Consider the following 15,013-nt stretch of genomic DNA (forward strand, 5'->3'; position numbering starts at 1 on the left):
GGAGCGGGTCTTCGCCGTGATGTTCGAAGGCTGCCGGGTCAGGACAGTGTAGTCGCTGCCCCCGGCCATGTTCGGGGGCAGCGCCTGGCGGTCAGCCGCGGTGACGGCCGCGGAAGTAGTTGATCAGGCCTTGGGTCGAGGCGTCTTCGGCAGGTTCTTCGATGCCGCCGGTCAGGCGCTGGTAGACGCCTTTGCCGAGTTCCTTGCCCAGTTCCACGCCCCATTGGTCGAAGGCGTTGATACCCCAGATCACGCTCTGCACGAAGACCTTGTGTTCGTACATGGCCACCAGCGCGCCGAGACGACGCGGGCTGATCCGCTCCACCACCAGGGTGTTGCTCGGGCGGTTGCCCGGGATCACCTTGTGCGGCGCCAGCTTCTGCACTTCGGCCTCGGCCATGCCCTTCTCGCGCAGCTCGGCTTCGGCCTCGGCGCGGGTCTTGCCGAGCATCAGCGCCTGGCTTTGCGACAGGCAGTTGGCGTACAGCCACTGATGATGGTCGGCAACCGGGTTGAAACTGACCACCGGAACGATGAAGTCGGCCGGAATCAACTGGGTGCCCTGGTGCAGCAACTGGTGATAGGCGTGCTGGCCGTTGCAGCCCACGCCGCCCCAGATGACCGGGCCGGTGTCGTGGTTGACCGGCGTGCCGTCCTGACGGACGGATTTACCGTTGGATTCCATGTCTAGTTGTTGCAGGTGCTTGGTGATGTTGCGCAGGTAATGGTCGTACGGCAGGATCGCATGAGCCTGCGCGCCCCAGAAATTACCGTACCAGACACCGAGCAGGGCCAGCAGCACTGGCATGTTCTGCTCGAACGGCGCGTTCTGGAAATGCTGGTCCATGGTGTAGGCACCTGACAGCAGTTCCTTGAAGTTGGCGGTGCCGATGGCCAGGGCGATCGGCAGACCGATGGCCGACCACAGGGAGTAGCGCCCGCCCACCCAGTCCCACATCGGGAAGATGTTCTCTTCGCGGATACCGAAGGCCACCGCGGCGGCCTTGTTGCTGGAAACGGCGATGAAGTGGCGATACAGCTCGGCTTCCGAGCCGCCCTGGGCCAGGTACCAGGCGCGAGCGGCCTGGGCGTTCTTCAGGGTTTCCAGGGTGTTGAAGGACTTCGAGGAAACAATGAACAGGGTGGTTTCGGCGCGCAGCTTGGCCGACAGCTCGTGGAATTCACTGCCATCGATGTTTGCCAGGTAATGGCACCGTACGCCGCGTTGGGCATAGGGCAGCAGGGCTTCGGAGACCAGCTCCGGGCCGAGGAACGAGCCGCCGATACCGATGTTCACCACGTCGGTGATGGGCTTCTCGCTGTAGCCGCGCCACAGCCCGTCGTGGATCTTGCCAACCAGCTCGGTGACCTGGTTCAGCACTTTGTGTACTTCCGGCATCACGTTGACGCCGTTGACGCTCAGCTTGTCGCCGACCGGGCGACGCAGCGCGGTGTGCAGGGCCGGGCGACCTTCGGAGGCGTTGAGGATCTCGCCGGCGAACAGGGCGTCGATCGCCTCTTTCAAGCCGACTTCATTGGCCAGACCGACCAGCTTGGTGCGGGTCTCGGCGTTGATCAGGTTTTTCGAGTAGTCGAGGAAAAGCCCGCAACTGCTCAGGGAGAATTGGTTGAAACGTTGCGGTTCGGCATTGAATGCCTCGCGCATGCTGAAATCCTGCATGGCTTCGCGGTGTTGCTGGAGTGCCTGCCAGGCTGGCAGAGCGGTGACATCATGAGGAGTGCGGTAATACGCCATCGCTGCAGGTTTCCTTGGTTGCTTGAACTGCCTTGGACACTGTGTACCCGGGACCGTTTGCCGGCCCCCGCGGATTATTTCGCGGCGGGCCGGCAAATGCTATTGAGATATGTCATTCAGACACGGTCTGGCCTTCGGATGATGGCACGGACTTGCTCTTCGAGCTTACTTCTCGTCGAGATTCAGGTGCAGGTTGTCGATCAGGCGGGTGGCACCGAGGAACGCTGCCACCAGGATCACCAGATCGCGGTCGGTTTCGCCGGCCGTGCGCAGATTCAGCGCCTGGCGTACTTCCAGGTAGTCCGGTTTGAGGCCGGCGGTCTGTAGCGCTTGCTGGCCTTCGGCAATCAGCGCCGGGTAGTCGCGACGCCCCTGGCGGATCGCCTCGGCCATGTGGCTCAGGGTGCGGTAGACGGTTGGCGCGATGGCGCGCTGTTCGTCGTTCAGGTAGCCGTTGCGCGAGGACAGCGCCAGGCCGTCGTCGGCACGCACGGTCGGCTCGCCGATGATCTGGATCGGCATGTTCAGGTCACGCACCAGCGCGCGGATCACCGCCAGTTGCTGGAAGTCCTTCTGACCGAATATGGCCAGGTCCGGCTGGACCATGTTGAACAGTTTACTGACCACCGTGGCCACACCTTCGAAGTGGCCAGGACGGCTGGCGCCGCAGAGATCTTCCGAGAGGTGCGGAACGCTGACCCGGGTCTGTACGCCCATGCCGTCGGGGTACATCTCTTCGACGGTGGGGGCGAACAGCAGGTGGCAGCCGGCCTGGAGCAGGCGTTCCTGATCGGCGGCCAGGGTGCGCGGGTATTTGTCGAGGTCTTCGCTGGGGCCGAACTGCAGCGGGTTGACGAAGATGCTGGCGACGACGAAATCGGCGCGTTGGGCGGCCTTGGTCACCAGGGTCGCGTGGCCGCTGTGCAGGTTACCCATGGTCGGTACGAAACCGATACGTTTGCCTTCGCTGCGGGCGCGGGCGACGGCGGCGCGCAGCTCGCGAACGGTCTTGACGGTGTTCATGCGCTGAACCCATGTTCGGTGCCAGGGAAGCTGACGTCCTTGACCGCTTGGACATAGGCCTGGAAAGCACTCTGGATGTCCGGCTGGCCGGCCATGAAGTTCTTCACGAACTTCGGTGTACGACCGGTCAGCGACAGGCCCAGCATGTCGTGCATGACCAGCACCTGACCATCGGTGGCACTGCCGGCGCCGATACCGATGACCGGAATGCCCACGGCCTGGGTGATTTCCGCGGCCAGCTCGCTCGGCACGCACTCGAGCAGCAGCATTGCGACACCCGCCTGCTCCAGCGCGATGGCGTCGGCGCGCATCTGCCGGGCCTGGTTTTCCTGACGGCCCTGGACCTTGTAGCCGCCGAGGATGTTCACCGCTTGCGGGGTCAGGCCCAGATGGGCGCAAACCGGCACGCCACGCTCAGCCAGCAGGCGAATGGTGTCGCCCAGCCAGGCGGCGCCTTCGAGCTTGACCATGTGCGCACCGGCCTGCATCAGTTGGGCACAGTTGGCGAAGGCTTGCTCGGGGGTGGCATACGCCATGAAGGGCAGGTCGGCCAGGATCAGCGCACCTTCGTTGCCGCGTTTGACGCTGGCGACGTGGTAGGCCATTTCTGAATTGGTCACCGGCAAAGTGCTGTCATGGCCCTGCAGGACCATGCCCAGGGAATCGCCCACCAACAGGATCTCCACGCCGGCGCGGTTCGCGGTCTGGGCGAAGGTCGCGTCATAGCAGGTCAGCATGGCGATTTTCTCACCCTTGGCCTTGAGGGCCTGGAGGGTGGTCAGGGTTACGTCTGGCATGAAAAGCAATCCTCGTTCAGGCGCTGTGAAAAACCACTGCGTACAACGCATGTATTCATCTTCTGGAACAGCACATCATCGATCGTGGTGTTTGGGTTTGGATCTGTTCCAGGCCTATTTACGCCTTGTTTATGGCACTGGGGTGCCACGGGACGCCTATAGTCGTGAGCGCGAGGGGGGAAGTCAATTACCGTGTTACCGCATTGTTACGTCGTGGCTGTTACGGGCGTTACCGCTGGGGGAACGCCCGGTTACAGGCGCTCGAGGCCGACGAACGGGCAATCTGCCAGTAATTGCGAGAGGGGCCGCTGATCTGCCAGGCGGAAGCCTTCGGGCACCAGTTCGGCCAAGGGATAGAGCACGAACGGGCGGGCGTGCATGTGGTAATGGGGCACTTTCAGCCGCGGTTCGTCGATGACCCGGTCGGCGTACAGCAGGATATCCAGATCAAGGGTGCGCGGGCCCCAGCGCTCCTTGCGTTCACGGCCCTGATCCGCCTCGATGGCTTGCAGGGCGTCGAGCAGCGCAATGGGCTCGAGTGCGGTGTCCAGCGCGGCCACGGCGTTGGTGTAGCGCGGCTGGCCGGGGGACAGCGAATCGCTGGCATAAAAGGACGAAACGCCGGCGACCTGGGTATCCGGTAGCAGTGCCAGCGCTTCAATGGCGCTGCGCAACTGCTCCTGCGGATTGGCCAGGTTGCTGCCCAGCCCGATGTAGACGCGGACCATGCTGCTTACTCGCCTGTGCCACTGTCGACGCGCTTGCGCTTGCTCGGGCTGCGCTTGCGTTTGCGTGGGCCGGCGCTGCTGCCTTCGTCACGGCCGCCAAGCTCGCGGATCATCTCGCGGCGCTCGCTTTCGTTGCATTCCTGATAGTCGGTCCACCACTGGCCGAGGTCCTCGGTTTCCTCGCCTGCGCTTTCACGCAACAGCAGGAAGTCGTAACCGGCACGGAAGCGCGGGTTGTCGAGCAACAGGTCGGCACGCTTGCCGCTGCGGCGTGGCAGGCGTTCCTGCATGTCCCAGATCTCGCGGATCGGCAGGGTGAAGCGCTTCGGAATGGCGATGCGCTGGCACTGTTCGGCGATCAGCTCGTGGGCGGCTTCCTGCATGGCCGGGATCGGCGGCATGCCGCGGCTTTGCAGGTACAGGGCGCGACCCGGCAGCGCTGGCCAGAGCAGGGCGGCAAACAGGAACGCCGGGGTGACCGGCTTGCCCTGCTTGATCCGCAGGTCGGTGTTGATCAGCGCCTGACTGATCAGCGTGTGAGTGTAGTTCGGGTGCTCTTCCAGGGCCTGGGCACTGGCCGGGAACAGCGGGTCGAACAGTTGCAGGTCCACCAGCATCTCGAAGGTGTCGGCGGCGTGTCCGGACAGGAACAGCTTCAGCGATTCTTCGAACAGCCGCGCCGCGGGGATTTCCCGCAGCATCGGTGCCAGTTCGCGGATCGGCTGCACGGTGTGCTTTTCGATACCGAAGTTCAGCTTGGCGGCGAAACGCACGGCACGCAGCATGCGGACCGGGTCTTCCTGGTAGCGCTGGGTCGGATCGCCGATCAGGCGCAGCAGGCGATTGCGGATGTCGTGTACGCCATTGGCGTAATCGAGAATGCGCTCGCTGACCGGATCGTAGTAAAGGGCGTTGATGGTGAAGTCACGGCGCTGGGCATCTTCTTCCAAGGTGCCGTAGACGTTGTCACGTAGGATCCTTCCGCTTTCGTTGCGGGAAGACTGGTGACTGTTTTCTTCTTCATCCACCGGATGGTTGGCGCGGAAGGTGGCGACTTCGATGATCTCGCGCCCGAAATGGACGTGGACCAGCTTGAAGCGTCGACCGATGACCCGGGCATTGCGGAATTCCGCACGGACCTGCTCGGGGGTGGCGCTGGTAGCGACGTCGAAGTCCTTGGGGTTGATGCCCAAGAGCATGTCGCGTACGCAACCACCGACCAGATAGGCCTGGTAGCCGGCGCTTTGCAGGCGCTCGACGATGCTCACCGCGTGGCGGCTGAACTGGCTGCGCTGCAGCGAATGTTGTGCGCTGTTGATCACCTCGGGCGTAGTGCGCCGATGGTGCTGGACATGCACGGGGGGACGGAAAGACTGGAACAGCTTCTTCAGCATGGGATGCACTGTTTGAAGGAATTTTCGGCCATAAACGTAGAATGGCCGCATGATGGGCGTGGATTCTAGCATTTAGTCAGAAAAGGGTGTAGGCGCCCGAAAAATGGCTGTGTAGGAAGCTTCGCAGAAGGGAGAAACTACAAGGGGAGCCGAAGCTCCCCAAGAAGTAGTTGCGTGCTCTTATTGTTTTTTTGTCGGGCTTCTTGTTTTTATTCACGCCCTATCCACAAAACGCCACAAGGCTTGTGGATCGTCTCCCTAATCGGGAGTACAAGAGCAAACGGATTGCTTTGGTCGCCGATGTTGCGATGATCTCTCGATCCAACCAGTTCAGGCTCTGCTTGAGTGCAGTTTTTGTTGTTCTCTGCCCGGTTGTGGGGCAAGCCCCAAACACAACTCCTCTCCAAAAGAATCAGTTAGCTGCGCCTCCGCCGTATTGTTCTTATTGTGCGTGAGCCGATTCGTCTTATTTTTATTGTGTTTTGCTGTGCTTGTTATTGTTCTTGTACCGAACATATAGCAGGTGCCGTGCCAACTTTTGCAAACCCCAGTAAAACAAGGGGTTAGGTGGTTTCGGGGGCAAATTCGAGGCGAAAAAAAACCGGGATTTCGTTACCGTAAACCCCGGTTTTTGTTACGTCGCCGCCTAGAGGTAACAGTTTGTGCCACGCCGTCACTGTTACCCGTGGAGCAGCGGCGGTGCCTCAGCTCTCGCTGGTAGCGCCGCTCTTGCGACGTGGAATGCCCAGGCGCTGGCGCCGTTCCCACAGGCATTTGCGGCTGACACCCAGCTTGCGTGCCAGCTCGGTCTCGGTCATGTGGTCCTGGTGCTCGAGGACGAAGTGCTGGAAGTAGTCCTCCAGTGACAGATCTTCGGTGGGCTCGTGGCTGGTGGCGTTGGCAGCGCTGCCGATAGCCGGCAGGTTGTCGAAGTGCACGTCGTCTTCCAGGTCGCTCAGCTCGATGTCGATGCCCAGCAGGTCAGCGGAAATTTCCGGGCTCTCGCTCAGAATCACCGCACGCTCGACGGCGTTTTCCAGCTCCCGCACGTTACCCGGCCACGAGTAATGACGGATGGCCTGTTCCGCGTCGTGGGCGAACTTCAGGTCAGAACGGCCAATGCGCGCGCCCTGGCGGGCGAGGAAGGCGTTGGCGATTTCATTGACGTCTGCACCGCGCTCACGCAGCGCCGGCAGTTTTAGCGCGATGACGTGCAGGCGGTAATAAAGGTCTTCACGGAATTGCCCGACCTTGGCCAAGTTCTTCAGGTCACGGTGGGTCGCCGCGATCAGGCGGACATCGACCTTCTGCGACTGCACCGAACCCACCCGGCGAATCTCGCCTTCCTGCAGTACCCGCAGCAGGCGCGCCTGGGCTTCCAGTGGCAACTCGCCGATTTCGTCGAGGAACAGCGTGCCGCCATCCGCGGCTTCGACCAAGCCGGCACGCCCGGCGCTGGCACCGGTGAAGGCGCCTTTCTCGTGGCCGAACAGTTCGGACTCGATCAGGCTTTCCGGAATCGCCGCGCAGTTCACCGAAATCATCGGTGCCTTGGCGCGGCGCGAAAGGTTGTGCAGGGCACGGGCGACCAGCTCTTTGCCGGTACCGGATTCGCCCTGGATCAGGACGTTGGAATCGGTGGGCGCGACCTTGCGAATTTTGCTGTAGAGGTCCTGCATCGGCGGACAGGTACCGATGATGCCAATCTCGCCATTGGCATTGCCGGCGGCGACTTTCTCGCCTGCGGCCGCCTTGCCGTTGGCGCGTTCGGCCAGTGCTGCCGGAGCGTTCTGACGGTCGCGCAGGATGCGGGCGACCGCCTGGAGCATTTCATCGTGGTCGAATGGCTTGGCGATGTAGTCGACGGCGCCCATCTTCATGGAGTCGACGGCCGAGCGCAGGCTGGCGTAGCTGGTCATGATCAGCACGGGAGTGCCTTGGCCGAGCTTGATCAGTTCGGTACCGGGAGCGCCGGGAAGGCGCAGGTCGCTGACGATGAGGTCGAAGGTGGCAATGCTGAAGCGCTCTTGAGCTTCCTGCACCGACCCGGCCTCGCTGACCTGGTACTGGTTTCGCTCCAACAGACGGCGCAGGGCGGAACGGATGATGGTTTCGTCTTCGACGATCAGAATGTGAGGCATTGATTCAATTCTCTCGACGGTCTCAGTTCACAGCGGACGTCGCTTCGACATGACGCGGCAGGGTCACTCGGATCCGGGTGCCGCGCTGGCTTTGAACATCGGCCGGGCTGTCGATGGTGATCTGTCCATAATGCTCTTCCACGATGGAATAGACCAGAGCGAGCCCCAGCCCGGTTCCCTCGCCCGGATCCTTGGTGGTGAAGAACGGTTCGAACAGACGGTCCATGATGTTTTTCGGAATGCCGCTGCCTTCGTCCTCGACGATGAGGTCGACGGTATGTTCGCTGGCCTCGCTCTTGACCCGCACCGCGGCGCCGGCGGGGCAGGCATCGCGGGCGTTGGACAGCAGGTTGATAAGCACTTGCGCGAGACGTTGCGGATCGCCTTCGACCCAGTGATCGGGATCGCACAGGTTGAAGAACTGCACTTCGAAATTGCGCCGGTTCAAGGCCAGCAGGCCGATGGCATCCTGCGCCACTTCAGCCAGGCACACCGGCTCGTCGGTTTGCTGATGGCTGCCGGCATGGGCGAAGCTCATGAGCGACTGGACGATGCGCGAAATGCGCTTGGTCTGTTCGAGAATCTGGCTGCTCAGCTCGGTGATTTCGCTGTCATCTTCGCGCTCTTCGCGAAGGTTCTGCGCCAGGCAGGCGATGCCGGTCACCGGGTTGCCGATCTCATGGGCGACCCCGGCGGCCAGTCGGCCGATGCTGGCCAGGCGTTCGGAGTGCACCAGCTTGTCTTCGAGCATCTGGGTTTCGGTGAGGTCTTCCACCAGCACCACCAGGCCGCTGTTACCCGGCGCGAGCGGCTCGTCGATGGCGGCCTTGTGCAGGTTCAGCCAACGGGTCTGGCCATCGAGGCCCAGGCGCTGTTTATGCAAGTGTTCGTCGGGCACGTTGATGAAGCCCAGCAGCAGGCCGCGCCACGGTTCGACAATGGTGCTCAGGCGCGAGCCGACCACGCGCTTGGCGGGGATTCCGGTCAGCTCTTCCATCGCCTTGTTCCACATGAGGATTTCCTGGTCCTTGGCCAGGGAACAGACGCCCATCGGCAGTTCCTGCAGGGTCTGTCGATGGTAGCGGCGCAGGGCATCCAGCTCGGCGGCAAGGCCGGTGAGGCGCGAGTGGTAGTCCTCCAGCCGGCTCTCGATGAAGTGGATGTCCTCGGTAACGTAGTTCTCGCTGCCGGACTTGTAGGGCAGGAAGGTCTCGACCATGTCCTGGGCCACGCTCGGGCCCATCAGCCCGGACAGGTTGGCCTCGATGCGGTCGCGCAGGCGGCGAAGGGCATAGGGGCGGCGCTCGTCGAACGGCAGATAAAGGTCACGCAGTGCTTGTTCGACTTCCTTCTGCGCGGCTTTCGCCCCCAACGGCTTGGCCAGTTGCGTGGCGAATTCCTGGGGCGAGGCGGCGTGCAGTTCGCGGCGCTGCGGACGGCGGACGTTGTCCACGGCGCAGGCTTCTGCGGCGGAAACCTCTTCGGTGCTGGCATTGGTGAACAGCGATATCAGGGTGAACAGCAACACGTTGGCCGCGAGGGAGGCGATGGCCGCCATGTGCCAACTGGTGTCGTCCAGCACGTAGATCATGTTCAGCAGCGGGATATAGAAGCCCTGCAGGTTGCCGACCAGCGGCAGCAGCATGGTCACCATCCACACGGTGATCCCCGCCAGCAGGCCGGCGATGAAGCCGCGACGGTTGGCGGTCGGCCAGTACAGCACCGAGAGTACCCCGGGAAGGAACTGCAGCGTCGCGACGAAGGCGACGATACCGAGGTTGGCCAGTTCCTGTTGCGCACCCAGCAGCAGGTAGAAACCGAAGCCGGCGGCGATGATGGCGACGATCAGCGCGCGGCGGGTCCACTTCAGCCAGCGGTAGATGTTGCCCTCCGCCGGCGGTTGATAAAGCGGCAGCACCAGATGGTTCAGGGCCATGCCCGACAGTGCCAGGGTGGTCACGATGATCAGCCCGCTGGCGGCCGAAAGTCCGCCGATGTAAGCCAACAGGGCGAGAGCCTTGTTGTTGGCCGCGATGCCCAGGCCGAGGGTGAAGAATTCCGGGTGGGTGCTGGCGCCGAGCTTAAGGCCGGCCCAGAGGATCAGCGGCACCGCCAGGCTCATCAGCAGCAGGAACAGCGGCAGGCCCCAACTGGCGCTGACCAGCGAGCGCGGATTGAGGTTTTCGGTGAAGGCCATGTGGTACATGTGCGGCATCACGATTGCCGAGGCGAAGAACACCAGCAGCAGCGTGCGCCACGGTCCTTCCTGCAGGGGCGTGTGCAGGGCGGCGAGGGCGGTCTGGTTCTGCAACAGCCAGACTTCCAGTTGATGCGGACCGCCGAATACGCCGTACAGCGCGTACAGGCCGATCCCGCCAATGGCCAGCAGCTTGACCACCGATTCGAAGGCGATGGCGAACACCAGGCCTTCGTGTTTCTCGCGGGTAGCGATATGCCGCGAGCCGAAGAAGATGGTGAACAGCGTGATCATCGCGCAGAAGGCCAGGGCCACCCGGCTTTTGACCGGCTCGCCGGTGAGGATGCTGATGGAGTCGGCCACCGCCTGGATCTGCAGGGCCAACAACGGCAGCACACCGATCAGCATGAACACCGTGGTCAGGGCGCCGGCCCAGGTGCTGCGAAAGCGGAAGGCGATCAGGTCGGCCAGGGAGGAAAGCTGGTAGGTGCGGGTGATCTTGAGGATCGGGTAAAGCAGCACCGGCGCCAGCAGGAATGCGCCGGACACCCCCAGGTAACAGGCTAGGAAACCATAGCCATATTGGTAGGCCAGGCCAACCGTGCCATAGAACGCCCAGGCACTGGCATAGACGCCCAGCGACAGGGTGTAGGTCAGGGGATGGCGGATGATCGCTCGGGGGATCATGCCGCGTTCGCTGACCCAGGCCACGCCGAACAGCACCAGCAAGTAGGCGGCGCTGATCAGGATCATCTGGGTCAGGCTAAAGCTCATCGGCATCACGTTGGCTCTGCAGGATAAAGGTCACGACGATCAGGATCAGCCAGAGCAGGTAAGGGCGATACCAGGCACCGGTCGGGTCGATCCACCAGTCCATGATGGCCGGGGAGAACAGGTAGATCCCCACGACCAGAAGCAGGACCAAACGATAGATGTACATGCTGGCCTCATTGGATTTTGCCGCTGCGAACTGGACTTATTATTGGCGCAAAACTGTGGCGATGGTAACGGAAGGGCCGCTGCCTGCAAACGGACTTCATGCAGCGGCCCAAGGAATTGAATTTATTGGTCTTTCTGCCGGAAGACCGGGTTCAGCGCAGTTGGGCCTCGGGCAGGGTGAGGCTGCGCGGGATTGCATCGGCATCCCAGTGCGCGGCGGCATGGCGCAGCACCTCGGCCGGGGTGGACGCGACCATCGCCGGATCGGTGCCCTGGCCCAGTGCACGCAATGCCCGCAGGATCAGGGGCGTGGCCTGTTCAGCCGGCAGCGGCGCGGAGCGGTAGGACTTGCCCAGCTTGTGCCCGTCGGGTTGGGTGATCAGCGGCACGTGCAGGTAGCGCGGCTGCGCAAGCCCAAGCAACTCCTGCAAGTACAACTGACGCGGTGTGTTGTCCAGCAGGTCGGCGCCGCGAACGACATCGGTCACGCCTTGCCACGCATCATCCAGCACCACCGCCAACTGATAGGCATACAGGCCGTCGCGCCGCTGAATGACGAAATCGCCGACGTCACGTCCCAGATGTTGCTCGAAATCACCCTGGACACGGTCGGTGAAGCGGTAGGTCAATTCCGGTACACGAATCCGAATCGCGGCATCGTCCCGCGCATGGCAGAGGTTGCGGCACAGGCCCGGGTAGATGCCGCTGTAGCCTTCCAGCTGTTTGCGCGAGCAGGTGCAGGCGTAGGCCAGACCTTGGCGGAACAGGCGTTCGATCACTTCGGCGTAAGCATCGTGGCGGTCATGCTGGTAGACGACTTCGCCGTCCCATTCCAGGCCGTAGCTTTCCAGTGTCTTGAGAATCGCGGCCTGGGCGCCGGGGGCTTCGCGCGGTGGGTCGATGTCTTCCATGCGCAGCAGCCAGCGGCCACCGACCGCGCGGGCGTCAAGCCAGGAGGCGAGGGCTGCGACCAGCGAGCCGAAGTGCAGGAAGCCACTGGGTGTCGGAGCGAAGCGTCCGATGTAGTGGGACTGGTTCATGGTGGATGCCGGGATCTGTAAATGAAACGGGGCGCAATATGCGCCCCGTTCTAGATGCGGTAAGGATCAGCCCTTGCCGACGGTCTTTTCCTTTTTCTCTGCAATTTCCTTGCAGTCGAAGCACAGGTCCGCGGTAGGACGGGCTTCCAGCCGACGCAGGCCGATTTCCACGCCACAGCTATCGCACCAGCCGTATTCATCGTCCTGGATTTTTTGCAAAGTCTTGTCGATTTTCTTGATCAGCTTGCGTTCGCGGTCACGGTTACGAAGCTCCAGAGCGAACTCTTCTTCCTGGCTGGCACGGTCTGCCGGATCGGGGAAGTTGGCCGCTTCATCCTTCATATGGTCCACGGTGCGGTCCACGCTGGTCATCAGGTCCTGTTTCCAGGCACCGAGCAGCTTGATGAAGTGTTTTTTCATGGGCTCGCCCATGTACTCCTCATCTTTGGTTGCGACATACGGGTCGAGACCATACATGGAGCCTGCTTTTTGCTTTTCTACGGTGGACATGAATAGCCCGCCTCTCACTCATCTGAATCCAATGCGCAGGCTTATTCCATCTCCGGCGCCCGCCGGCCCTGCGACTGCGAGCCGCCGAACTTACCAGATAGGACGGGGGTGCGCTACTCCCCGTTAGCTCGGGTAAGACAGCGAGGTTTAGCCATACGTTCGTCGTTGCGCATGGGTAGAATCACCAGTTTAGTCCCAATTGAGAGAAGTCCCATGGCTCAGCCCTACAGTGCGCGCAGTCGCGCCATCGAACCCTTCCATGTGATGGCACTGTTGGCCCGGGCCAACGAGTTGCAGGCCGCCGGTCATGATGTGATTCACCTGGAAATCGGCGAGCCGGACTTCTCCACCGCAGCGCCCATCGTCGAAGCCGGCCAGGCCGCACTGGGCGCCGGTCACACCCGTTACACCGCAGCCCGCGGGTTGCCGGCGCTGCGTGAAGCGATTGCCGGCTTCTATGACCAGCGCTATGGCGTGAACATCGACCCGCAGCGGATTCTCATTACCCCAGGCGGTTCCGGTGCGTTGCTGCTGACCAGCAGCCTGCTGGTGGACCCCGGCAAGCACTGGCTGCTGGCCGACCCGGGTTATCCGTGCAACCGCCATTTCCTGCGTCTGGTGGAAGGCGGTGCACAACTGGTGCCGGTGGGGCCGGACGTCAACTATCAACTGACCGCTGATCTGGTCGAGCGCTATTGGGATAACGATACAGTCGGCGCCCTGGTGGCGTCGCCGGCCAACCCGACCGGCACCGTGCTTGATCGCGAGCAACTGGCGGGCCTGTCGCGGGCGACCCGGGCGCACAATGGCCATCTGGTGGTGGACGAGATCTACCACGGCCTGACCTATGGGATGGACGCCCCCAGCGTGCTGGAAGTCGATGACCAAGCCTTTGTCCTTAATAGTTTCTCCAAATATTTCGGAATGACCGGCTGGCGCCTGGGCTGGATGGTCGCACCGCCCGCAGCCGTGCCTGAACTGGAGAAACTGGCGCAGAACCTCTATATCAGTGCGCCGAGCATGGCTCAGCATGCGGCCCTGGCCTGTTTCGAACCCGGCACCCTGGCGATCCTCGAAGAGCGTCGCGCGGAATTCGCCCGTCGCCGCGACTTCCTCCTGCCAGCCCTGCGCGGGCTCGGCTTCGGGATCACGGTGGAGCCGCAAGGTGCGTTCTACCTGTACGCCGACATCAGCGCATTCGGTGGTGATGCGTTCGCGTTCTGCCGGCATTTCCTGGAAACCGAGCATGTCGCCTTCACCCCCGGCGTGGATTTCGGCCGGCACCAGGCCAGCCATCATGTGCGATTCGCCTACACCCAGAGCCTGCCGCGTCTGCAAGAAGCGGTGGAGCGGATTGCCCGTGGACTGAAGAGCTGGCAAGGCTGATGCATTTTTCTCCATTGCTCGAAGAAGCCCGGCTGCTGCGCCGTTACAAACGCTTTCTCGCGGATATCGAACTGCCGAGCGGCGAGCAGATGACCATCCACTGCCCGAACACCGGCTCGATGCTCAACTGCATGAAGGAAGGCGGCAAGGTCTGGTTCAGTCGCTCCAACGACCCCAAGCGCAAGCTGCCCGGCACCTGGGAAATCAGCGAGACCCCGCAAGGCCGGCTGGCCTGCGTGAATACCGGGCGGGCCAATGCCATCGTCGAAGAGGCGCTGCGCGCCGGCGTGATCAGTGAGCTGGCGGGTTTCACCGCGCTGCGCCGCGAGGTGCCGTATGGCGAGGAGAACAGCCGCATCGACTTTCAACTGACCTTCGACAGCGGCCTGGCCTATGTGGAGGTCAAGAGCGTGACCCTCGGCTTCGACGGTTCGGCTATCGCGGCCTTTCCCGATGCCGTGACCCAACGCGGCGCCAAACACCTGCGCGAGTTGGCGGCGCTGGCCCGGCAAGGTGTCCGCGCGCTGCAGCTTTATTGTGTGAACCTCAACGGTATCGAGGCGGTACGCCCGGCTGAAGAGATTGACCCGGGATACGCCATCGCACTGCGCGCCGCCGTGCTCGATGGCGTCGAAGTGCTGGCTTACGGCGTGACGCTGGACAGCGAGCAGGTGCGTATCGACCGCGCCTTGCCGGTGCTGCTCAATCCGTGAGCCAGATGCCCTGGCTGTCTTCATGGCAGTCGAGGGCTTCCAGGGCATCACCCTCGCACGGCCCGGCCACGCACTCGCCGTTCTCGATAAGGAACAGTGCGCCATGCCGGGCGCAGGTGATCAGGCTGGCGCTGCTGTCGAGAAATTGGTCTGGCTGCCAGTTGAGCGCAATCCCGCGATGAGGGCAGCGGTTTCGGTACAGATAGACCTGCCCTTGCCGGCGTACGCCCAGCAGTTCGGTGTTTTCGCAGGTGAAACCGCGGCTCTGGCCTTCGCCCAGTTCGGCGGAGGTACAAAGGAAGTGCATGAGCGATGGGCTCCGTTAAGGATGCAAGGCAGCTTGACGCTCAAATGCAAATAATTATCAAATTGCCGGCTCTGATGGCGTC

General features: G+C 62.5%; 13 protein-coding genes. 2 read left to right on the forward strand and 11 right to left on the reverse strand.

Annotated features, from left to right (window positions below; translation table 11 throughout):
* Positions 1–91: 91 nt before the first annotated feature.
* The 10 genes from pgi to dksA all read right to left on the reverse strand — a co-directional run bounded on the left by pgi (position 92) and on the right by dksA (position 12,525).
* Entirely contained in the window at positions 92–1,756 is a 1,665-nt protein-coding gene (gene pgi / locus HWV67_RS16145; protein ID WP_175651993.1) for a glucose-6-phosphate isomerase, read from the reverse strand.
* Positions 1,757–1,921: 165 nt separating this feature from the next.
* Positions 1,922–2,779 (reverse strand): pantoate--beta-alanine ligase, encoded by an 858-nt coding sequence (gene panC, locus HWV67_RS16150; RefSeq protein ID WP_175651994.1) that lies wholly within the window; start codon positions 2,777–2,779, stop codon positions 1,922–1,924.
* Positions 2,776–3,576 carry a 3-methyl-2-oxobutanoate hydroxymethyltransferase gene (gene panB, locus HWV67_RS16155; RefSeq protein ID WP_095159752.1) on the reverse strand — a complete coding sequence of 267 codons (801 nt, stop codon included), beginning with the start codon at positions 3,574–3,576 and terminating at the stop codon, positions 2,776–2,778. Before panB ends, panC begins: the two co-directional genes overlap by 4 nt.
* 251 nt (positions 3,577–3,827) lie before the next feature.
* The gene (gene folK, locus HWV67_RS16160) at positions 3,828–4,304 is read right to left on the reverse strand and encodes a 2-amino-4-hydroxy-6-hydroxymethyldihydropteridine diphosphokinase (RefSeq protein ID WP_175651995.1); all 477 of its coding nucleotides are present in this window, start codon (positions 4,302–4,304) and stop codon (positions 3,828–3,830) included.
* A gap of 5 nt (positions 4,305–4,309) precedes the next feature.
* A complete protein-coding gene (locus HWV67_RS16165) occupies positions 4,310–5,698 on the reverse strand; it encodes a polynucleotide adenylyltransferase PcnB (RefSeq protein ID WP_175651996.1) in 1,389 nt (462 codons plus the stop codon).
* Between the two features lie 704 nt (positions 5,699–6,402).
* Positions 6,403–7,839, reverse strand: a complete 1,437-nt coding sequence (locus HWV67_RS16170) for a sigma-54-dependent transcriptional regulator (RefSeq protein WP_175651997.1) — start codon at positions 7,837–7,839, stop codon at positions 6,403–6,405.
* A 22-nt stretch (positions 7,840–7,861) separates the two neighbouring features.
* On the reverse strand, positions 7,862–10,816 hold the full coding sequence (locus HWV67_RS16175; protein ID WP_175651998.1) for a sensor histidine kinase: 2,955 nt from the start codon (positions 10,814–10,816) through the stop codon (positions 7,862–7,864).
* Positions 10,800–10,976 carry a hypothetical protein gene (locus HWV67_RS16180; RefSeq protein ID WP_010796831.1) on the reverse strand — a complete coding sequence of 59 codons (177 nt, stop codon included), beginning with the start codon at positions 10,974–10,976 and terminating at the stop codon, positions 10,800–10,802. The genes HWV67_RS16175 and HWV67_RS16180 overlap by 17 nt, the downstream gene beginning before the upstream one ends.
* A 151-nt stretch (positions 10,977–11,127) precedes the next feature.
* Positions 11,128–12,015: a tRNA glutamyl-Q(34) synthetase GluQRS gene (gluQRS, locus tag HWV67_RS16185; protein ID WP_175651999.1), complete on the reverse strand. Its 888-nt coding sequence runs from the start codon at positions 12,013–12,015 to the stop codon at positions 11,128–11,130.
* A 66-nt stretch (positions 12,016–12,081) separates the two neighbouring features.
* Complete coding sequence (dksA, locus tag HWV67_RS16190) at positions 12,082–12,525, reverse strand: RNA polymerase-binding protein DksA (protein WP_175652000.1); 444 nt, start codon at positions 12,523–12,525, stop codon at positions 12,082–12,084.
* A gap of 213 nt (positions 12,526–12,738) precedes the next feature.
* On the opposite strand from dksA, the gene HWV67_RS16195 reads away from it, so the two are divergent.
* Together HWV67_RS16195 and sfsA are read left to right on the forward strand one after the other, a co-directional pair.
* Positions 12,739–13,911: a pyridoxal phosphate-dependent aminotransferase gene (locus HWV67_RS16195; protein WP_175652001.1), complete on the forward strand. Its 1,173-nt coding sequence runs from the start codon at positions 12,739–12,741 to the stop codon at positions 13,909–13,911.
* Positions 13,911–14,624 carry a DNA/RNA nuclease SfsA gene (gene sfsA / locus HWV67_RS16200; protein WP_175652002.1) on the forward strand — a complete coding sequence of 238 codons (714 nt, stop codon included), beginning with the start codon at positions 13,911–13,913 and terminating at the stop codon, positions 14,622–14,624. Before HWV67_RS16195 ends, sfsA begins: the two co-directional genes overlap by 1 nt.
* Here sfsA and HWV67_RS16205 read toward each other — a convergent pair.
* The gene (locus HWV67_RS16205; protein WP_095159760.1) at positions 14,614–14,931 is read right to left on the reverse strand and encodes a Rieske (2Fe-2S) protein; all 318 of its coding nucleotides are present in this window, start codon (positions 14,929–14,931) and stop codon (positions 14,614–14,616) included. The genes sfsA and HWV67_RS16205 overlap by 11 nt on opposite strands.
* Positions 14,932–15,013: the final 82 nt, after the last annotated feature.

This window comes from Pseudomonas sp. Marseille-P9899 (genome assembly GCF_903166565.1).
GTDB classification, from domain to species: domain Bacteria; phylum Pseudomonadota; class Gammaproteobacteria; order Pseudomonadales; family Pseudomonadaceae; genus Aquipseudomonas; species Aquipseudomonas huaxiensis.